Origin of the sequence: Pseudomonas sp. MBLB4136 (assembly GCF_051904765.1) — a bacterium.
Lineage (GTDB): Bacteria > Pseudomonadota > Gammaproteobacteria > Pseudomonadales > Pseudomonadaceae > Aquipseudomonas.
Map to the genome: position 1 here is coordinate 1,262,705 of NZ_CP196713.1, position 17,915 is coordinate 1,280,619.

Below are 17,915 nucleotides of genomic sequence, written 5' to 3' on the forward strand. Positions count from 1 at the left end.
CTTAGCCTCTGACAACTGACGGAGGTGCTCCATGAACAGCACGACGCGTGGCTCGGTCGAAATGACCGCCGCAATGATAATTTCCGGGACCATTGGCTGGTTCGTTCTCTACTCCGGGCAGCCGGCCATGGACGTGGTGTTCTGGCGCTGCGCCATCGGTGCGCCGGTGCTGCTGGCCGTGTGCGCCGCCCTCGGCCTGCTGCGCGGCCAGTTGACGCCGCGCCTGCTGGCGTTCGCCGCGCTGGGCGGGGTGGCCATCGTGCTCAACTGGCTGCTGCTGTTCGCCGCCTACCCACGCGCCTCCATCTCGATCGCCACGGCGGTGTACAACACCCAGCCGTTCATCCTGGTGGGGCTCGGTGCGCTGTTCCTCGGCGAACGCCTGACCGCGAACAAGCTGATGTGGCTGGGCCTGGCCTTCGCCGGCATGCTGCTGATCGTCCAGGCCAAGCCGAATGCCGGTTACGTGGGCAGCGACTACCTCGGCGGCGTCCTCCTGGCCCTGGGTGCGGCGTTCTTCTACGCCCTGGCCGCGCTGGTCGCCAAGAAGCTCAAGGGTACGCCGCCGCACCTGATCGCGCTGATCCAGGTGTGCGTCGGCACCCTGATGCTGGTGCCGTTCGCCAACCTGGCGCAGCTGCCCAGCGATGCCGCCAGCTGGGGCGCCCTGGTGACCCTCGGCGTGGTGCATACCGGGCTGATGTACATCCTGCTGTACGGCGCCATCCAGAAGCTGCCGACCCACCTGACCGGGGCGCTGTCGTTCATCTATCCGGTGGTGGCGATCCTGGTCGACTACCTGGCCTTCGACCATCGCCTGCACCCGCTCCAGCTGGTCGGCACCGCCGCCATTCTCCTGGCCGCCGCCGGCATGACCCTGGGCTGGTCGTTGTGGAAGAAGGCCGAGCAGCCGGCGAACGCCAACGGTTGAGCGGCTGAAGCGTAGCGCTGGCGGTTATTGCAGGCCGAAGCCGGCCAGCTCCTGAGTCGAGAGCACGCGCATCTTATGCGGTTCGATGCGCTGCATCTCGTCCGCCAGGCGGCCGGGAAGGTTCATTTCGCGGAAGTAGGCACTCGGGCTGTAGCGTTCGCCCCGGTGGACGGCCTGCGCCAGGGCCGAGTCGCCACTGGGGAAGCGCGGCCGGTGCAGGCCGACGTGGCCGCGTACGGTCTTCTTGTGGCCGGCGGCGAGCAGGTAGATGCAGCTGCCCTGGCAGACGCCGCGGCTGGGCACCAGGGCATCGAAGCCGGTCTCGCGCAGCAGGCGGCCCATGCGGATGGCTTCCGGGGCACTGCCTCCGATGCTGTCGAGCAGCAGGATCTTGCCGGCGAAGCGGCCGGGATTGGCCCGCAGGCCCTTGAGCAGGGCCTCGTAGTCGCCGGGGGCGATGTCCTCGGAGACCTTGGCGATCAGCAGCGGGCCGAGGCGCTTGTGCTGCGCCGCTTCGATCTCGACCCTGGCCAGGGTGGCGGTCGAGCAGAGCGCTGCGGCGAGCAGCAGGGCGGCCTGGATAAGGGCGGTGGTCATGGGTTGGCGCGGTCCTGGAAAGCGGCGGTGCGCAGAAGATACCCGCCGCCGCGGTTCTGCGCACCAGGCGCCAGACAGCGTGCTTCAGTCGCGCTTGGGGATGGCCAGGCCGCGGATCACCGCCGGGCGCGAGAGGAAGGCGTCCAGGGCGCGGTTGACGTGGCTGAAACGCTCGATCTGCACCAGCTCGCCGGCCTCGTAGAAGCCGACCAGGTTGCGCACCCAAGGGAAGGTGGCGATGTCGGCGATGCTGTAGGCCTCGCCCATGATCCAGGCGCGGCCGTCCAGGCGCCGGTCGAGCACGCCGAGCAGGCGCCTGGCTTCCTCGACATAGCGCTGCAGCGGGCGCTTGTCCTCGAAGTCCTTGCCGGCGAACCGGTTGAAGAAGCCGACCTGGCCGAACATCGGGCCGACGCCGCCCATCTGCCACATCAGCCACTGCAGGGTTTCATAGCGTGCGGCGGCATCCTTGGGCATCAGCTGGCCGGTCTTGTCCGCCAGGTACAGCAGGATCGCGCCGGACTCGAACAGCGCCAGCGGCTGCCCGCCGGGGCCGTTGGGGTCGAGGATCGCCGGGATCTTGTTGTTCGGGTTGAGCGAGAGAAACTCCGCCGACAGCTGTTGGTTGCGCTCGAAGCTGACCAGGTGGGGTTCGTAGGCCAGGCCGGTTTCCTCCAGCATGATCGACACCTTGACCCCGTTGGGCGTGGGCAGCGAATACAGCTGCAGGCGTTCGGGCTGGCTGGCGGGCCATTTGCGGGTGATGGGGTAGGCGCTGAGGTCTGACATGGGGGCTTCCTTTCAACTGGCGATGGCACGGATCGCTCGCCCTGGCTGGCCCGGGCGAGCGGCTTGGGCCCGCCCCGCGGATGGGGCTGGCAGGCTGCGAGCAGACCACAACCGGGGCCACGGCGAAAATCGATCGTCCTGCTGGTGGCCATCGGGCTGGCTGACGGCCACCTGGTAGCGGGTTTTCCGCGGCCCTGCGAGCGGGTATCGTGCGCGCATCTTTGCACCGGTAATGGAGAACTCCGATGAGCCTGCATGGCGATTATGACCCGCAGAATATCTTCGCCCAGATCATTCGCGGCGAGGCCCCCTGCTACAAGCTGTACGAGGACGACGACGTGCTCGCCTTCCTCGACCTGTTCCCGCAGGCCCTCGGCCACACCCTGGTGATTCCCAAGCGTGCGGCGGCGCGCAACATCCTGGAGATCGATGCGCAGGCGCTGGCCAAGGTCATGGCGACGACCCAGCTTCTGGCCAGGGCGCTGGTCGACGAGTTGCAGCCGGACGGCGTGCAGGTGGCGCAGTTCAATGGTGGCCCGGCCGGGCAGACCGTGTTCCACCTGCACATGCACGTGATTCCGCGTTTCGCCGGCCAGGGTCTGGGCATCCATGCGGCCAACAAGGCCGATCCGGCCGAACTGGAGGCGCTGCAGGCGCGCCTGGTCAAGCGCCTGGCGGGTTGAGGCCAGGCGTTCCCGGCGCCTGCCGCCCGGGCGGCGGCAGAGGCCGGGGAGTGGTCAGCTGGCCAGGGCGAACGCCTGCTTGAGGATGCACCATTCGGCCGGCAGGCGGATCAGGGTGGTGAAGGCGCGGTAGTCGGCGTGCTCGTCGCCGGCATCCAGGCGAACCTCGATGCCGCCGCCGGCTGACTCGAGGAAGTCGCGCACGGCGTCCATGCCGACCCCGCGACCCGACACCTCGGTGACCTGGTCGGCGGTGGAGAAGCCGGAGGCGAAGATCAGGTTGGCGATCTCGCTGGCCGCCGGGCGCGGCGCATCGGCCGGATACAGGCCCGAGGCCACGGCCTTGGCGAAGATCTTGCTCAGCGCCACGCCGCGACCGTCATCGCGCACCGCATAGGTAATGGCGCCATCCGCCTCGATGGCATCGATGCGGATGCAGCCCTGCGCGGCCTTGCCCTTGGCCAGGCGCTCGTCCGGACCTTCGATGCCGTGGTCGACGGCGTTGCGCAGCACGTGCATGAAGATGTTGCCGAGCATGCCGCCGGCCTCCTTGCGAATGTGCGCCTCGTGATCGGCGATCAGCACCGTCGGCGCCGGCTTGTCCAGCTCATTGGCCAGCGACTGCACCGAGTCGAGGACATCGGCGATCACCTCCTCCAGCGGAGCGGATTCGAGGGTGGCCAGGCTGTGGTAGGTGGCCTTGACGATGCTGCTGACATTGCCCGGCAGCTCGGCCTCGCACAGCGCCGCCATGTTGTCGAGCAGGCGCTTGAGCTGCGCGCGATCGATCTGCATGCCGCCGCTCACCTGGCGGTCACGGCCCAATTTGTCCTTGAAGATGCTGCGGTAGAACTGCAGGGCCCGTTCGGCGTAGGCCAGCTCATCGAGCAGGTCGGCCGGTTGCCACGGCATGTCGTCGTTCTTGCGCAGCTGGTCGAAGGTGTTCTCGACCTGGTGCACGGTGTCGGTGATGTGCTTGAGGCCGTAGGTGCGGGCATTGCCCTTGACCGTGTGGATGTTGCGGAACAGTTCGGCCAGCTTGCCCTGGTCCTTCTCCTCGGTCTGCTCGATGATCGCCCGGCACTTCTCGACCAGCGTCGAGGAACCGTCGATAAAGGCGCTGAACTTCTCCGCGTCGACCGCGAGGATCTCGCCGATGATCATCAGTTCCTGCTTCTGCCCCTCGGCCTCGGCCTGCAGGGCCTTGAGCGCGGTGACGTCGCGCACGGTGACCATCAGCTTGGTGACCACGTCCTGGTCGTCGACGATCGGGTCCCAGTCCAGTTCGATCAGTTTGTGCGGGCGGCCCGGGAATTCCAGGGTCAGCTCGCCGATCAGCAGGTGCGAGTTGAACTCGTACATCATCGCGTCTTCGCCGACGATGGACGCCACCGCCGTGGAGATGCCGTCGATCATTTCGGCGTTCAGGGTCGAGCGCTTGAGCATGAAGTCGACGAAGTTGCGGTTGGCGATCTCCTTGGTCTCGAAGATGGTCTCCAGGTAGGTCGCGTATTCCGGGTGGATCAGGCCGTTGTCGACGATGGTGAACAGGCCCTGGTGCATGTTGGAGAACATGTTGGCGATGTCCTCGTTCTTCTGCTTGAGGGCGGCGGTGCGTTCCTCGACCTTCCGCTCCAGGGTACGGTTGTGCTCCTCGATCACCTCGACCATGCGGATGTTCTTGATGGTGGTGACCAGCGAGCGCGCCACGGAGGCGACGAACTCGTAGTCGCTGTCGGCGAAGTTGACCTTGTCGACCTCGCCGGAGACGTTCATCACGCCGATCAGGATGTCCTTGTCCAGTAGCGGCACGCAGAGCAGGGCCTTGGCCTTCTCCTGCTCGCCGGCCACGTAGGTGCTGTCGCGGCTGGTGTCGGGCACGAAGATCACCCGCTTCGAGGCGGCCGTGCGACCGATCACGCCTTCGCCCAGAGTGAAGGTGATGGCGGCCGGGGCGCCGTCCATCTGCTTGGGCGGCAGGAAGGCCTTGGCTTCCAGCGCGTTGTCCTTGTTGAACAGGTAGACCGAGCCGCGCTCGATGCCGATCTTCTCGCTCATGGCGTGCAGCACCAGGTCCAGGGCAGTGTCCTGGTCCCGGGCGGTGGCCAGGGTGCCGCCGATGCGGTTGAGCTTGGCCAGGTCGACCATCTTCTTGCGGATCGCCAGGCGCATGGAGTTGAAGTTCTGCGAGGCCAGGGCGAGGAGGATGATCATCATCACCAGGGTGCTCTTGAAGCCGAAGCTGACGCTGTCGCCCAGCTCGCTCTGCAGGCGCTCGAACTGCGAGTTGGCGGCGACCAGCACCTGGTCGAGGCCGTCCACCGCCTTCTGCACCGCGGCCTTGGCGCTGTTGAGCTGTTCCCAGGCGGCCTGCGCCTGGGTCAGTTGCTCGCGTTTGTGCTCGATCAGGCTGGGTTCGGTGTTGAGCACCTGGCGCAGGGCGTCGACGCTGGCGTAGGTACTGTCGACGACACCGGCGCTGTCCATCGGCTTGAACAGCCGCGCGGCCATGTCGAAGCGCGACATCGAGTCATTGATGATGAACTCGAAATCCTCCCGCGCACTGTCCAGGCGCGCCAGGTCGTTGCTGGCCTGTACTTCCTCCGCCATCTTGACCACCCCGGCCATCAGGCCGTCCGCCTGGTTGGCGAAGCCCTGGGCCAAGGCCAGGTCTTTTTCCATGTCCTTGCTCGGCGCGCGGGCGTTGACGATCTCCATGAAGGAGAAACCGATGTCGTCGGAACGCTCCATCACCACCGCCACTTCATCGTCCACGGCCTGCTTGGCGACCAGTACCGCCAGCTTGGCCGCGAACATCTGCCGCACCGCGGCGGTGTAGAGGCTGAAATTGTCCTGGATGTCGGCCACCACGGCGGCCATCTGCGGGTCGGACTGGGCCAGCGCCTCGAGGCGCTGAAAGCCCTCGGCGAAGGCCGCGGCGCCTTTCTCGAAGTCGTCGCGGTAGGGGCGGATCGCCTCTTCGCTGCCGGCGTTGAAGCCCAGGGCGCTGAGGTTGGCCAGCTTGAGCAGCTGGATCTGCACCTTGTTGACTTCCGTCACCACCGGCACCGCCTGTTCCTGGACGCGCTGGTTGGAGCCGCTGATGTCGTTGAGATTCCACAGGGACATGCCCCCCGAGATCATCAGCAACGCGAGAATGACGGCAAAGCCTAGGGCGACCTTGTGGTTGAAACTGAGTTTGATTCTGGGCATGTCACACCTGCCTGGGCTTATTGTTTTTGTTGTGCGAGGGGGCTCAGCGGGTGCCGACAGGCTGCCGCAGCGGCAGCCTGGATCCTTGGCGGCTGCGGCTACCCGGCAACCAGCTTCTGGATGGCGCCGATGGCGTTGGCGCCATTGAACGGCTTGACGATCCAGCCCTTGACCCCGGCGGCCTTGCCGCGGGTCTTCATGTTGGGGTCGTTCTCGGTGGTCAGCATGATGATGTTGACGGTCTGGTTGCCCAGCTCGCTGCGCACCTTCTCGGCCATGGTCAGGCCGTCCATGTTGGGCATGTTGACGTCCGAGATGATCAGCTTGATGTCGCGGTTGCCCTTGAGCTTGGTCAGGCCGTCCTTGCCATCGACGGCGGTTTCCACGCTGAAGTTGTGGGACTTGAGGAACGCGGTGACTTCGTTGCGAATGGCCGCGCTGTCGTCGACTACGAGAATCTGTGCCATGAGGTTCTACCTTCTATTTATTCGGGAATCGGTGTTGTCGTTCGGGTATTCGGGGTGTCGCGAGTCGGCCCTGCCGAGGCCGGTTCAGAACAGTTCCAGGCAGCCGCTCTCCACCAGGTCCTCGACCTTGTTTTCATCGGCCTCCAGGTACTCCTCGGGGGCCCAGCGGATGTTGAAGATGAACTTCTGATAGAGGGTCACCGGGGCCAGCTTGTCGTGGCGGTCGCGCAGGGTGTACTTGAAGCACAGCTGCGAGCGGTCGGTGCCGAAGGAGATGTATTCCTTGTAGTGGTTGACCGTGATCGGCACGCTGATGCGCGAGGTTTCGCTGACCACCGGCGGGTGCAGCGACAGCAGGCGGGTGCGCAGCCCGCCCCAGGCCAGGTTGGTGATCTCGCTGAGCATGCCCATGACGTCGCGGAAATCGACGTCGTGGCTGGCGATCGCGGTGCGCCCATCCTTGATCATCTCGACCATCGGCTGCTCTTCGGACTGCACCATCATGTAGCCGCAGAACCAGGGCGACTCGACCGGCAGCAGGCTGAGGATGTCGCCGTAGGTGAGCTTGTCCTTGACCAGGTAGGGCAGCTCGCAGCTGACCTCGACATCGCGGAACAGCGCCGTCAGGGAGGCGAGGGTGACCTCTTCCATGCGGCGGATCAGCGAGATCGGGTATTCGGTGTTGGCCAGGTACTGGTCGAGCAGCAGCTTGAGGCTGTCCGGGTGCTCGATGTCGTAGGCGCCGGCGATGCCGATGGTCTGGATGGGCTCCAGGTCGTGCAGATCGGCGCGGCCTTCGCGGCGCATGAAGATCGGCAGCTCCCGGCGCAGTTGATGTATGCGCCGGGCCAGTTCGAAGCCGTTCTCGATGCCGGCCGCCGGGTCGGCGCTGTGCTCGGAGATCAGCACGGCGCCCAGGTCGATATTGGCTTCCAGCATTTGCATGGTCGAGCTGTTGGACTGCTTGAGGCCGATCAGGCCATGTTCACTGCAAAATGCCTTGATCTTTCCCTGGGCACTGGCGTTGTCCTCGAAGATCAGCACCTTGCTGACGAGGCGTTTCTCGAAACCGATCATGGTGACGTTTCTCCGCTGCTGGAACGCGCGTCTTTGTGCGCCGCCAGCCCGGAGAAGGACCAGCGGCCGTTTATTGTTATTACCGTCCCTGGGGTGTGCGGGGTGCTGGCGGCATCGTCGCTGATCCCGCCTGGTACTCGCCGGTTGGCGGCGTCCTAGAAGAGCTCCAGTTCGCCGGAGCCATCGGCCTCGTCCACATCGCTGTGGACCGGCTCGTGGTAGTGCTCGAGCTGGAAGTCACCGGCCTGGGCGACGCTGACCATGACGCTGGCGGCGAACAGCGCCGGCTCACTGCTGTTCACCTGCGCCTTGGCGTGGGCGCTGTGCAGGGGCTTGATCGATTCGTAGTGGGCGAGGCTGGAACGCTCGATGAAGTTGGGGGTGGACATGCCCAGTGGCGGGCAGCTGCTCTGCAGGTGGCGCTTGAGCGTGCCGCAGAAGCTGTTGCTCAGCTCCAGCAGGTAGTCCTTGAACACCGACTCGTCGAGGCTCTCGGCGCGCGCGGCGGTGGCCTCGCCGACGAACTGGCGGGTGGTCTGGTCCATGGAGACATGCAGCAGGCAGATGATCCTGAACTTGAACGAGGAGATGGTCAGGACGATGCACTGCTCCTGGCGCACGTCGTCGAGGTTGTCGACCCGGGAAATGACCCAGGGCGTGCTGGCCGAGCAGCCCTTGAGCGTCTGCTCCAGGGTGGCCTGCAGCAGCTTGCCGAGGGTGAGGTCGACCATGTGGTTGGCTGAGCGCATGGTCATGCGCCTTCCAGTGCTTGACCCAGGGTGCGGATCTGGCTCTGCACGCCGTGAATCGCCGTGACGATCATGTTGCCGCCGGCCTGGATGTCCTGGAACGCCAGGGTGGTGACCAGGGTGTTCTTGTTCAGGTTGCTGCGGTAGTCCTCGTTCAGCGCGTTGGCGCTGGTCGACAGCTTGCGCACCTCGTCGGCCACCACGGCGAAGCCGCGACCCGATTCGCCGGCGCGGGCGGCCTCGATGGCGGCGTTGAGGGAGAGGATGGCGATCTGCCCGACGATGTTGCGGAAGTCGCCGATCTGCTTCTGCATGATGTTGTTGTGCACCATGATGCTGCTCATGCCGTCGTGCCAGCGCTCGATGGTGGCGGTGATCTCCAACAGCTCCTGGACGGCGTTTTCCAGCAGGGCCATCTTGCGCGCCATGTCCTGCAGGCTGGCTTCGCGGGCGCTGTTGAGCTGCTGCAGTTCGCGCTCGAGGAAGCTGCGGCTCGTCTCGTGCTCCTGCACCATGGCCTGGCGCTCTTGCTGCTGGCGCTGCTGGCAGTCGGCCAACGCCTGCTGCAGCGCCTGCTGCTGCGCCGCGCCGTCGGCGCGGCACTGTTCCAGGACTGCGGCCGACACCATCTCGCGGCGTTGCCGCTCGCTGTCATTCAGGGCCTGCTGCAGCGCGGCGATGGCGCGTGCGTGCTTGGCGCTGAGGATCCAGAACACCAGCCCGCCGACCAGCGGTACCAGGACAAGGTTGGCTACAAGGAGCAGAGAAGCGTCGCCGATCATGATGATGTCCAAGTGGCGCGGCCTGTCGCCGCGCCAAGCAGTAGGAAGACAGACTTGGCATTCGCCGGGTGAGCCCTGGATTCGCAAGGGGCATGATCAATGTCCGGTGCAGAAGCTCCAGTAGCGCCCAGTGTCGCCAGCCGCATCCCTGCGAGGTACTCGGTCAGAAACCGTGATACTGGGGCCGGAACAGTGACGCCAAATATCTAACGGCGAATCTACTCTCAGGTCAGCAGGGAAAGCCATCAACCAAAAGGGTGAGTTGCATCATATTTTTTGATGGTTCGCGCTGACTCATGTGACTTTCTCCTATCGCTGCACGCCCCGCAGTCCTGCTCGACTCGAGCGCCAGGGCGATGCGCTGAGGCACGATTGCCTTCTGCGCTTGAGCCCTGGCCAGTCTGCGCCAATACTCAGGCGGCATTCTTTGCGCCCATGGAGGGCTCCATGCGATTGATTCTTGCCGTAATGCCACTGCTGGCGCTCGCCGCGTGCTCGTCTTTTCAGGCGCACCCGGACAAGGTCAGCCCGGTGCCCGAGGAGCGTCTGCTGGCCTACCAGCAACCTGTCGCCGGCGGCGGGGAACTGGTGGTCAATCGTGACCTGGGCATGCTCGGCGGCGGCTGCTACGTGGCGGTGCTGGTCGACCGCCGGGTGGCGGCGCGCATCGGCGTCGGCGAGAGGGTGCGCCTGCAGGTGCCCAGCGGCACCCGGGTGCTGGGTATCGGCGTCGACAAGCAGGATGACACCCTGTGTGGCATGGGCCGCCTGCGCCGCGAGCTGGCGGTGCCGGTCACGCCGGGTCAGCGCCAGCACTTTCGTATCGTCAGCGAGGCCAAGAGCGGATTCGATATCCGCCCGGTTACGCCCTGAGCGCACGCCGGCGCAGCGGGCGCCGGCAGTCACCCCCGGGCTCGCCTAGGCTTTAGCCCATGGCCACTCCCGCACGCGAACCTGAAAGCCCGGCCGGCGACCGGGCGTCCATCGTCACCCTGACCCTGAGTCCGGCGCTGGACATCGCCACCCACATTGACCGCCTGTGCGCGGATGCCAAGCTGCGCTGCGCCTTGCCCGACTACGCCCCCGGCGGTGGCGGCATCAACGTCGCGCGGGCCATCCACCGCCTCGGCGGCAGCGCCCTGGCGCTGTATCCCGCCGGCGGTGCCAGCGGCCAGCAGCTGATCGAACTGCTCGACGCCGAGGGCGTGGTCAGCCAGCCCCTGGCGATCGCCGCGCGCACCCGCGAATGCCTCAACGTGGTGGAACGGGCCAGCGGCCAGCAATATCGCTTCGTCCTGCCCGGCGCGAGCCTCAGCGTCGCCGAACAGCAGGACCTGCTGGCGGCCGTGGAGGCGCTGCCGGGGCCGGACTACCTGGTGATCAGCGGCAGCCTGCCGCCGGACCTGGCCGTCGACTTCCTGCCGCGTCTGTTGCTGGGCGCCGGCCAGCGCGGGGTGCGCTGCATCCTAGACAGCTCCGGCGAGGCGCTGTGTCAGGCCCTGGAAGTGGGCGGGATATTCCTGATCAAGCCCAACCTCAACGAGCTGAGCCGCCTGGTCGGCGAGACGATCTGCGGGCCAGAACGGCTCGCCAGCGTCGCCCAGGGCCTGGTGGACCGCGGCAGTTGCGAACATGTGCTGGTATCGCTCGGTGCCCAGGGCGCGCTGCTGGTCGGCCGGGGCATGAGTGAACGGATCGCCGCGCCGACCGTGCAGCGGCGCAGCACGGTCGGCGCCGGGGACAGCATGGTGGCCGGGGTGACCCTGAAGCTGGCGAGCGGCGCCGGCTGGCGCGAAGCGCTGCGCTACGGTGTGGCCGCCGGCAGCGCGGCGATCATCTGCGATGGCAGTGAACTCTGTCGACTGAGCGACACCGAGCGCCTGTTCGCCTGGCTGCAGACCCACGGGCACGGCTGAAGGCGCGGTGCCAGCTGGCTGCAATCGGGTAGCGCGGCATTGTTCGCCAGCGGCGCGAGGGTCAGGCGGTCTTGCCGAAGCTGCCCAGCTGATCGATCAGCAGGTTGAGGACATGGCGGCGGGTGACCACACCCAGCACCTTGCGCCTGGCGTCTACCACCGGGTAACTCTTGGGCTTGTCGCCGAGCATCTGCTGGGCCAGTTCGAGCGGATCGTCATCGAGCTTCACGCACAGCACGTCGGTACGCATGATGTCGCGCACGGTGGCCACGCGCTGGTTGTGGTAGACCACCTGGATGCTCACCTGCAGGCACTCCTGCTCGGAGATCCAGCCCAGCAGCAGCCCCTCGCCATCGACCACCGGGCCGCCGAGCATGGCGTGCTTCATCAGTTTGGCGGATGCAGCCACCACCGGCATGTCGGGGTGGATGAGGGCGAAGTCTTTGCTCATGCAGCGGGCGATAGAGGCAGAAATCACGGCGGTACTCCAGTTCGGGGCGGATGGCCTTGCTGAGCGCGGTTGGTGAGGCAGCAAGGCTTCAGGGGCCTGGGATGGTGCGGGCCGGGTCGAGCCCAGCAAATTTCAGGCCGGGGGACTGGCGGGCGTGCATTCGTTGGGGTCGGCGCCTGCGATCTGGTCGCTCGATACATGTCGCGGCTTCATGGCGGTGCGTCACCGGGCCAATCTGGTGCGCGCCACCGCCGCTTGTCTTCACTGGCGCCAGGGCAGGGGGGAACTCCCATGGCGCTGGGCAGTCGGAAAGCGGCTGGTCGCATCCGCAGGCCCTGGGAGCGCGCCCAGCAACGCGCGTCGGTGGTCGCCGGGCAGCGCCTTGTCTGGCTTCTGTCGACGCTTTTCTTTATTGTGGCGCCCCGCCGAAAATCCCGAGTAATCAATATGTTGGAAAACAATCTGAGTCAGTTGGAAGAACTTGTCAGTGCCCTGGTGCAGGAGAACAAGGCGCTGCAGGAGGCGAACCAGCAGATTCGCGCCGAACTGGCCCAGCTGAAGGACGAGAACGAAGCCCTGCAGATGAGCGCCCTGGAGCAGGAAGAGCTGCACAGCGCCACGGCGGCGCGCATCCAGGCCCTGGTCGAGCTGGCCAGCCGCAGCCCGAATGCCGCCCCGAGTATTGCCCAGCAATGAGCCGCGACGGGGAGACGGTCACGGTCATTTCCATTCTCGGCAATGACTACTGCATCAAGGCGCCTGCCGGTAAACAGCAGGCCCTGAACGAATCGACGCAGCTGCTCAAGAAGCTTCTGGCGGAGACCAAGGCTGCCTCGCCGTCCTTGATCGGCGACCGCTTGCTGGTACTGACGGCGTTGAAGCTGTGTGCCCAGCAGGCCGAGATGGAGCAGCGCCATCGCCAGGAGCTGCAGCAGCAGGAAGAGCGCCTGAGCAACCGGGTGGCCGACATCGCGAACCTGATCCCGAGAATTGTCGAGGATACGCTGGCCGCGCCGGACGAAGCCGCGGTGGCGCTCCCTGGGCGGGCGCGCTAGGCCCGGCGGGCAGCAGGCGCCCTTGACTGCGCCCGCTCGACTGTTGCGCGCCACGAGCGGCCGGCGCGGCTGCGCCTGAGGCCGGAGCTGTTACATCTGGATGATCTCGGCGAGCTCGATACTGCCGCCGGCCGCCAGGATCGGGCAGCGCTGCGCATGCTCGATGGCCGCTTCGGCCGAAGCCGCCTCGATAATGCTGTAGCCACTGGCCGGATTGCTGCCGCCGTTGTGGGTGACCGAACCGTCGCTGTTGACCGTCGTCGACAGGCCAACCGGGTTGCCAGGGTCGCTCACCGCCGCGCCCATGGAGGCAAACCATTCTCCCCAGGCCTGCATTGTCTGGGTTACCTCCTCGGGGGCATTCGGCATGCTGCCGCCGTGATACACGAACAAATACTTGGCCATCTGCAACCTCCTGCTGAGCCCAGATTTGCTGGGCGCTATGTCCATACTCTAGTCGAGCGTCAGGCGGTCGAATCGCCAGATGTCGCGCAGCCTTGCCGCGCGAGGCGCATGACAATCCGAGAATCGGAGAGCGTTGGAGGCAGATCGTGGGGATCGATCGAAACAGGCGAGTCCTGCAGCGGAACAAGGCCGATAACAATCATGATCCTCGGGATCGATTGAACGCTGGGCCCCCGCTGCGCGAACTACAGAGTGGCCAGGGCGATGCTGCCCATGACAGGCCGGATATACGCATGCAACCGCACTGACGACAGGCTTGAAAAGCGATTCCTCATCTACTTGTGGGGAGCGTCCATATACGCATTGTTATATGTGAACTCACATTTTTGGTGCGAAATGAGCCATTATCTCGGCTGTCGTCATCTCTTTTGTTTTGTTTGAGAAGCAATAGTAACCTGGTCGCATATCGATAAAATACTGCATGTCCATTTCCAAGTCGTTCAAGTTTGGAAACATGCCGACTGGCATATTGTATTCTCCGCTTTCTTTGAATTTAAAAAATAAGTGAGTTCCACACTCTATACAGAACCCGCGAGATGCCCACGGGGATGATTCATACATTTTAACTTTATCATTGCCTTCAATTTGTACTTTAGTGCCGCACTTGACCGCAAAAAACGGTGCGCCACCCCAGGTTCTACATGATTGGCAATGACATACTGTAAATTTAGGATTAATTTCTTCTGCGGTGATTTGTACGGCACCGCAAAGGCAGTTTGTTTTTGAATGGGACATTTTGACCGTGCCTTACTGGATGAGCATATAACGTTTGGTTAAGGGGCCGGCGTTAGCCGGTCCCGAGTGAGCGGAGCGAACGGCTTGAATGCTGTAATGGACGCTCCCCGCGCCACGGTTCTATACCCACAACGGTGGTGACTGTGCATTGGGAGAGGTGTGATGAAACGCATAGCAGTTGATCTGGCCAAGTCCGTTTACCAAGTTGCCGAGAGTGTCCGTGCCGGCGTGGTGAGTCAGCGCAGGCGGCTGAGTCGTGAGGCGTTCGGGCGATATATACAGGAGCAGGCCGAGGCGGTCGAGTGGCTGATGGAGGCCTGTGGCACGGCGCACTACTGGGGGCGGTTGATGCAGGCCCGTGGGCACCGGGTGATGCTGCTGCATCCACGCTATGTGCGATCGTACCGGCGGCGTAACAAGACCGACCGCAACGACTGTGAGGCGATGCTCGAAGCGGCGCGCTGTGCCGGCCTGCATCCGGTGCCGGTGAAGAGCCACGAGCAGCAGCAACTGCAGCAGTTGCACGGCCTGCGCGAGACCTGGAAGAAGAGCCGCACCCAGCGCATCAACCTGCTGCGTGGCATCCTGCGCGAAGCGGGTATCGAGGCGCCAGCCAGCACCGCGGCCTTCCTGCGCCGGGCCAACGAACTGATCGAGCGCCCGGAGCTGGCGCGCCTGCGCGGCCTGCTGCAGATCGTCCTGGGCGAGGTCAATCTCTATCAGCAGTGCATGGCGGACTGCGAGCGGCAGCTGCAGCAATGGCATGCCGAGGATGAAATCGTGCGCAGGCTGGACGAGGTCAGCGGCATCGGCCTGCTCACCGCCAGCGCCCTGAAGACCGCGGTTGGCAATCCGCAGCGCTTCGCCAGCGGCCGCCAACTCAGTGCCTGGCTGGGGCTGACCCCACGCGAGTTCAGCAGCGGCAACCGGCGCAAGCTGGGCCACATCAGCTGCCAGGGCAACGTCTACGTGCGTACCTTGCTGGTCCACGGCTCCCGCGCCGCCTTGTTGGCGGCCCAGCGCTGCCTGGCCAACACGCCGGAACGACTGACCGCGTTGCAGCGCTGGGCCACGCAAACGGCGGCGCGCATCGGCCACAACAAGGCGGCGGTGGCGTTGGCCAACAAACTGGTACGGATCTGCTGGGCGGTGTGGTGCCACGAACGACGTTTCAGCGGCAACTGGCAGAGCGTAAGGCCCGCCTGACGGCGGGAGTAATCAGGAGGGAATGAAGGTTTTCGGGTGGTTGTGGTGAGACGCGAGACTGTCGGAACAGGCGAGTCCTGCAGCGGAACAAGGCCGATAACAATGCTGATCTATGTGATCGACTGAACGCTGGGCCCCCGCTGCGCGAACTACAGAGTGGCCAGGGCGATGCTGCCCATGACAGGCCGGATATACGAATGCAACCGCACTGACGACAGGCTTGAAAAGCGATTCCTCATCTACTTGTGGGGAGCGTCCATATACCAGTTGTTATGTGATTCACTTAATACTTCTATACAGGTTTCTAAGCATGGATTTCTCTTCTTCATCTTCAGTGGTTAGCCCTTTTAGTGTTATGTATGCCAGTTCTTTGACTTCATCTAGCGTTTTTCCAGAGGCGCGCACTATATCTTTGAAGTGATGAAATTTTCGCCCTTTCTCTTTCAGTGCAACTTGAAATGCATACCCGCCATCTTGGCCATATATACGAATTAAATCATGGCCGTGCTGTGCTCCTACGTATGGTTTGTCTGATTTTGTTTTGCCTTTATACCAGCTTGAGCCGTGAACAAATGAGCTAATGTTTCGGTAGCAAGCCAGCACCTTTGCGCTAAGATTTTTATCTTTTTTAGTTAGATGCTCAATGCATGTGCTGCCGACTATTTTGTAGCCCCACTCCGGGTGATAAGTGAGATGCTCGTACCTTATATCGTTGCCACATCCCTCTCGTTCGCAAGTGCCGATAAGATCACCTAAATCATCAATAGACATCAGGAACCAGCCACTGTTTGGCTCTACATGCCCATGCTCCCGAGCATGACATCCTTTGCAAAGTGTTGTGCAGTCACTTAAAGCATATTCCCAAGGTTTTTTATTAGGTACATATATTTCATGGTGAACTTGAAGCACTACGCTGGGAGGTGATCTGTGGCATTTTAAGCACTTATTCCCATCCCTCAGCTGCACTCGCAGAGAGAAGTCGAACCACCTGTCGTTTGTGTATAAGTTCTTCTGTTTAGCCATGAAGGTGATCTGAATTCACATAACTAAAATTAGACACCAAGCGGTGCGTTTAAACGCACCATTTGGTGGATAACGTTCCTTGTTGCCTTTGGCTTTCCTTGTCTATTCTGGGGGTTCCAGCGGGTTGCTGGGATCAGAAGGGAGTTATACACCATGGACGGCAAGCCCAAACTGCTCGATCAACTGCGCGAGCAGATCCGCGTACGACATTATTCGTTTCGTACGGAAACTGTCTATCTGCACTGGGTCCGGCAGTTCATCCGATTCCACAAGTTGTGCCACCCGGCGGACATGGGCGCGGAGGAGGTCGAGCAGTTCCTGTCTTATCTGGCGGTGCAGCGTACGGTGTCGGCGTCGACGCAGAACCAGGCGTTGGCGGCGCTGCTGTTTCTTTACAAGCAGGTGTTGCGCATCGAGTTGCCCTGGCTGGATGGGGTGGTGCGCGCCAAGCGGCCCGAGCGCCTGCCGTTGGTATTGAGTCGCGAGGAGACGCAGCGTCTGTTGGCGCAGTTCTCCGGCGAGGTGGGCCTGATCACTGGCCTGTTGTACGGCTCGGGCATGCGCTTGATGGAGGCGGTGAGACTGCGGGTCAAGGATGTGGATTTCCAGCGCCGCGAGATTCTGGTGCGCGACGGCAAGGGCATGAAGGACCGGGTGACGCTGCTGCCGGACACGCTGCGCGACGGGCTGCAGGCGCATCTGGCCTGGGTCAAGGCGCAACACGAGCGGGATCTGGCCGAGGGCTTCGGCGAGGTCTATCTGCCGTTCGCCCTGGCGCGCAAGTATCCTGCTGCGCCGCGCGAGTGGGGTTGGCAGTATGTGTTTCCGGCATCGCGTCGTTCGGTTGACCCGCGCTCCGGGGCGGAGCGTCGCCATCATTTCGATGAGCAGCGGGTGCAGCGCGCCTTCAAGCCGGCGTTGCGGGCGGCGGGGATCATCAAGCCGGCCACGCCGCATACCTTGCGTCACTGCTTCGCCACCCATCTGCTGGAGAGCGGTCAGGATATCCGCACGGTTCAGGAGCTGTTGGGCCACGCCGATGTGAAGACCACGATGATCTATACCCATGTGCTCAATCGCGGCGGGCTCGGGGTGTTGAGCCCGCTGGATCGCTGAGGCACCGTCTTTAGCCCTGGTGGGTAGCCCGCAAGGCCGGCAGTGCCGGCAGAGGCGAGGGTCGAGGTCGGTGAGGTCGCGCAGCGGAGCTGGCGTCGGCTGCGCGATGTTGGTGCGCGGCAGTGGTGCGAAGCCCGCGCGGCTAGGCCGATTTAGGCGTCACCCACATGGTGATCGCTGCCCGAAAGACGGCCTGTCCTGCTCGGTCCTTGACCTCTACGTTGACCTTGTAGTCGCCTGGCACCGACCAGTCCGGCTGCGATTCGGGGGTGGCGACAGCGGTCAGGTCGGACGTGGCTTTCTTCAGGTATTCGACCGTCATGCCCTTGGGTATCCAGCGGTGCGTTCGCGGGACTGTCACCTCGGTCATGGTTCCACCAGCCAGTTCAGCCATGTTGCACATGGCAATGGCATGCACGGTGCCCAGGTGGTTGAGCACGGCGCGGCGTTTAGGGATCGATACTTCGCAGTACTCGGGCCTCAGTGCCTCGAACCGAGGGCGAATGCTGGCAAAGTAGGGCGCCTTGAAACACAGGAGCCGGGAGAAGGCCCATTTGCCAGCGGGCTTGCTGGAGAAGCGTTGCCAAATCGCCAAGGTACCTGTACTCATCGCCACGCGCTCTATGTAAAATATGGAATATTATTCTAGAGTATTGTTCT

The 17,915-nt window shown here is 63.8% G+C and carries 18 protein-coding genes and 2 pseudogenes; 8 read left to right on the plus strand and 12 right to left on the minus strand.

What is annotated here, in order from left to right:
* Positions 1-31: 31 nt before the first annotated feature.
* Complete coding sequence (locus tag ACSX1D_RS05620; protein ID WP_208708867.1) at positions 32-931, plus strand: DMT family transporter; 900 nt, start codon at positions 32-34, stop codon at positions 929-931.
* 24 nt (positions 932-955) lie between these two features.
* Here ACSX1D_RS05620 and ACSX1D_RS05625 read toward each other — a convergent pair whose 3' ends face one another.
* Together ACSX1D_RS05625 and ACSX1D_RS05630 are read right to left on the minus strand one after the other, a co-directional pair.
* Positions 956-1,528, minus strand: a complete 573-nt coding sequence (locus ACSX1D_RS05625) for a hypothetical protein (protein WP_439861342.1) — start codon at positions 1,526-1,528, stop codon at positions 956-958.
* Between the two features lie 84 nt (positions 1,529-1,612).
* Positions 1,613-2,317 carry a glutathione S-transferase N-terminal domain-containing protein gene (locus ACSX1D_RS05630; RefSeq protein ID WP_439861343.1) on the minus strand — a complete coding sequence of 235 codons (705 nt, stop codon included), beginning with the start codon at positions 2,315-2,317 and terminating at the stop codon, positions 1,613-1,615.
* Positions 2,318-2,562: 245 nt separating this feature from the next.
* Here ACSX1D_RS05630 and ACSX1D_RS05635 point away from each other — a divergent pair, with 245 nt between their 5' ends.
* Entirely contained in the window at positions 2,563-3,000 is a 438-nt protein-coding gene (locus ACSX1D_RS05635) for an HIT family protein (RefSeq protein WP_439861344.1), read from the plus strand.
* Between the two features lie 54 nt (positions 3,001-3,054).
* On the opposite strand, the gene ACSX1D_RS05640 is transcribed toward ACSX1D_RS05635, so the two are convergent.
* The 5 genes and pseudogenes from ACSX1D_RS05640 to ACSX1D_RS05660 form a co-directional block, all read right to left on the minus strand.
* On the minus strand, positions 3,055-6,213 hold the full coding sequence (locus ACSX1D_RS05640; protein WP_439861345.1) for a GAF domain-containing protein: 3,159 nt from the start codon (positions 6,211-6,213) through the stop codon (positions 3,055-3,057).
* 98 nt (positions 6,214-6,311) lie between these two features.
* A complete protein-coding gene (locus tag ACSX1D_RS05645; protein ID WP_208708872.1) occupies positions 6,312-6,680 on the minus strand; it encodes a response regulator in 369 nt (122 codons plus the stop codon).
* 84 nt (positions 6,681-6,764) lie between these two features.
* The gene (locus ACSX1D_RS05650; RefSeq protein ID WP_439861346.1) at positions 6,765-7,757 is read right to left on the minus strand and encodes a hypothetical protein; all 993 of its coding nucleotides are present in this window, start codon (positions 7,755-7,757) and stop codon (positions 6,765-6,767) included.
* Between the two features lie 155 nt (positions 7,758-7,912).
* The gene (locus ACSX1D_RS05655; protein WP_439861347.1) at positions 7,913-8,512 is read right to left on the minus strand and encodes a hypothetical protein; all 600 of its coding nucleotides are present in this window, start codon (positions 8,510-8,512) and stop codon (positions 7,913-7,915) included.
* Between the two features lie 167 nt (positions 8,513-8,679).
* Positions 8,680-9,288, minus strand: a pseudogene (locus ACSX1D_RS05660) (methyl-accepting chemotaxis protein); the annotation flags it as partial.
* Between the two features lie 447 nt (positions 9,289-9,735).
* On the opposite strand from ACSX1D_RS05660, the gene ACSX1D_RS05665 reads away from it, so the two are divergent.
* Together ACSX1D_RS05665 and ACSX1D_RS05670 are read left to right on the plus strand one after the other, a co-directional pair.
* A complete protein-coding gene (locus ACSX1D_RS05665; RefSeq protein ID WP_439861348.1) occupies positions 9,736-10,161 on the plus strand; it encodes a 3-isopropylmalate dehydratase in 426 nt (141 codons plus the stop codon).
* A 59-nt stretch (positions 10,162-10,220) separates the two neighbouring features.
* Positions 10,221-11,204, plus strand: a complete 984-nt coding sequence (locus tag ACSX1D_RS05670; RefSeq protein WP_439861349.1) for a 1-phosphofructokinase family hexose kinase — start codon at positions 10,221-10,223, stop codon at positions 11,202-11,204.
* Between the two features lie 61 nt (positions 11,205-11,265).
* Here the strand turns inward: ACSX1D_RS05670 and ACSX1D_RS05675 are convergent, their stop codons facing one another.
* Positions 11,266-11,682: a CBS domain-containing protein gene (locus ACSX1D_RS05675; protein ID WP_439861350.1), complete on the minus strand. Its 417-nt coding sequence runs from the start codon at positions 11,680-11,682 to the stop codon at positions 11,266-11,268.
* 420 nt (positions 11,683-12,102) lie between these two features.
* On the opposite strand from ACSX1D_RS05675, the gene ACSX1D_RS05680 reads away from it, so the two are divergent.
* The gene (locus tag ACSX1D_RS05680; protein WP_439861351.1) at positions 12,103-12,351 is read left to right on the plus strand and encodes a hypothetical protein; all 249 of its coding nucleotides are present in this window, start codon (positions 12,103-12,105) and stop codon (positions 12,349-12,351) included.
* Positions 12,348-12,638 (plus strand): annotated as a pseudogene (locus ACSX1D_RS05685) (cell division protein ZapA); the annotation flags it as partial. The gene ACSX1D_RS05680 and the pseudogene ACSX1D_RS05685, both read left to right, overlap by 4 nt.
* 162 nt (positions 12,639-12,800) lie before the next feature.
* Here ACSX1D_RS05685 and ACSX1D_RS05690 read toward each other — a convergent pair.
* Both ACSX1D_RS05690 and ACSX1D_RS05695 read right to left on the minus strand, forming a co-directional pair.
* Positions 12,801-13,115 (minus strand): hypothetical protein, encoded by a 315-nt coding sequence (locus tag ACSX1D_RS05690; protein ID WP_439861352.1) that lies wholly within the window; start codon positions 13,113-13,115, stop codon positions 12,801-12,803.
* A 378-nt stretch (positions 13,116-13,493) separates the two neighbouring features.
* Positions 13,494-13,910 carry a GFA family protein gene (locus tag ACSX1D_RS05695; RefSeq protein ID WP_439861353.1) on the minus strand — a complete coding sequence of 139 codons (417 nt, stop codon included), beginning with the start codon at positions 13,908-13,910 and terminating at the stop codon, positions 13,494-13,496.
* 162 nt (positions 13,911-14,072) lie between these two features.
* Between ACSX1D_RS05695 and ACSX1D_RS05700 the strand changes: the two genes are divergently transcribed.
* Complete coding sequence (locus ACSX1D_RS05700) at positions 14,073-15,116, plus strand: IS110 family transposase (protein ID WP_439861354.1); 1,044 nt, start codon at positions 14,073-14,075, stop codon at positions 15,114-15,116.
* 279 nt (positions 15,117-15,395) lie between these two features.
* Here the strand turns inward: ACSX1D_RS05700 and ACSX1D_RS05705 are convergent, their stop codons facing one another.
* A complete protein-coding gene (locus ACSX1D_RS05705; RefSeq protein WP_439861355.1) occupies positions 15,396-15,887 on the minus strand; it encodes a hypothetical protein in 492 nt (163 codons plus the stop codon).
* 405 nt (positions 15,888-16,292) lie between these two features.
* Here ACSX1D_RS05705 and ACSX1D_RS05710 point away from each other — a divergent pair, with 405 nt between their 5' ends.
* The gene (locus ACSX1D_RS05710) at positions 16,293-17,255 is read left to right on the plus strand and encodes an integron integrase (protein WP_439861356.1); all 963 of its coding nucleotides are present in this window, start codon (positions 16,293-16,295) and stop codon (positions 17,253-17,255) included.
* A 142-nt stretch (positions 17,256-17,397) separates the two neighbouring features.
* Here ACSX1D_RS05710 and ACSX1D_RS05715 read toward each other — a convergent pair whose 3' ends face one another.
* Positions 17,398-17,865, minus strand: a complete 468-nt coding sequence (locus ACSX1D_RS05715; protein WP_439861357.1) for a hotdog fold domain-containing protein — start codon at positions 17,863-17,865, stop codon at positions 17,398-17,400.
* Positions 17,866-17,915 lie beyond the last annotated feature (50 nt).

Bases quoted from the DNA above. Each gene is read 5' to 3' on its own strand.
- ACSX1D_RS05620 (WP_208708867.1), top strand. From the start codon at position 32: ATGAACAGCACGACGCGTGGCTCGGTCGAAATGACCGCCGCAATGATA.
- ACSX1D_RS05625 (WP_439861342.1), bottom strand. From the start codon at position 1,528: ATGACCACCGCCCTTATCCAGGCCGCCCTGCTGCTCGCCGCAGCGCTC.
- ACSX1D_RS05630 (WP_439861343.1), bottom strand. From the start codon at position 2,317: ATGTCAGACCTCAGCGCCTACCCCATCACCCGCAAATGGCCCGCCAGC.
- ACSX1D_RS05635 (WP_439861344.1), top strand. From the start codon at position 2,563: ATGAGCCTGCATGGCGATTATGACCCGCAGAATATCTTCGCCCAGATC.
- ACSX1D_RS05640 (WP_439861345.1), bottom strand. From the start codon at position 6,213: ATGCCCAGAATCAAACTCAGTTTCAACCACAAGGTCGCCCTAGGCTTT.
- ACSX1D_RS05645 (WP_208708872.1), bottom strand. From the start codon at position 6,680: ATGGCACAGATTCTCGTAGTCGACGACAGCGCGGCCATTCGCAACGAA.
- ACSX1D_RS05650 (WP_439861346.1), bottom strand. From the start codon at position 7,757: ATGATCGGTTTCGAGAAACGCCTCGTCAGCAAGGTGCTGATCTTCGAG.
- ACSX1D_RS05655 (WP_439861347.1), bottom strand. From the start codon at position 8,512: ATGACCATGCGCTCAGCCAACCACATGGTCGACCTCACCCTCGGCAAG.
- ACSX1D_RS05665 (WP_439861348.1), top strand. From the start codon at position 9,736: ATGCGATTGATTCTTGCCGTAATGCCACTGCTGGCGCTCGCCGCGTGC.
- ACSX1D_RS05670 (WP_439861349.1), top strand. From the start codon at position 10,221: ATGGCCACTCCCGCACGCGAACCTGAAAGCCCGGCCGGCGACCGGGCG.
- ACSX1D_RS05680 (WP_439861351.1), top strand. From the start codon at position 12,103: ATGTTGGAAAACAATCTGAGTCAGTTGGAAGAACTTGTCAGTGCCCTG.
- ACSX1D_RS05690 (WP_439861352.1), bottom strand. From the start codon at position 13,115: ATGGCCAAGTATTTGTTCGTGTATCACGGCGGCAGCATGCCGAATGCC.
- ACSX1D_RS05695 (WP_439861353.1), bottom strand. From the start codon at position 13,910: ATGTCCCATTCAAAAACAAACTGCCTTTGCGGTGCCGTACAAATCACC.
- ACSX1D_RS05700 (WP_439861354.1), top strand. From the start codon at position 14,073: ATGAAACGCATAGCAGTTGATCTGGCCAAGTCCGTTTACCAAGTTGCC.
- ACSX1D_RS05705 (WP_439861355.1), bottom strand. From the start codon at position 15,887: ATGTCTATTGATGATTTAGGTGATCTTATCGGCACTTGCGAACGAGAG.
- ACSX1D_RS05710 (WP_439861356.1), top strand. From the start codon at position 16,293: ATGGACGGCAAGCCCAAACTGCTCGATCAACTGCGCGAGCAGATCCGC.
- ACSX1D_RS05715 (WP_439861357.1), bottom strand. From the start codon at position 17,865: ATGAGTACAGGTACCTTGGCGATTTGGCAACGCTTCTCCAGCAAGCCC.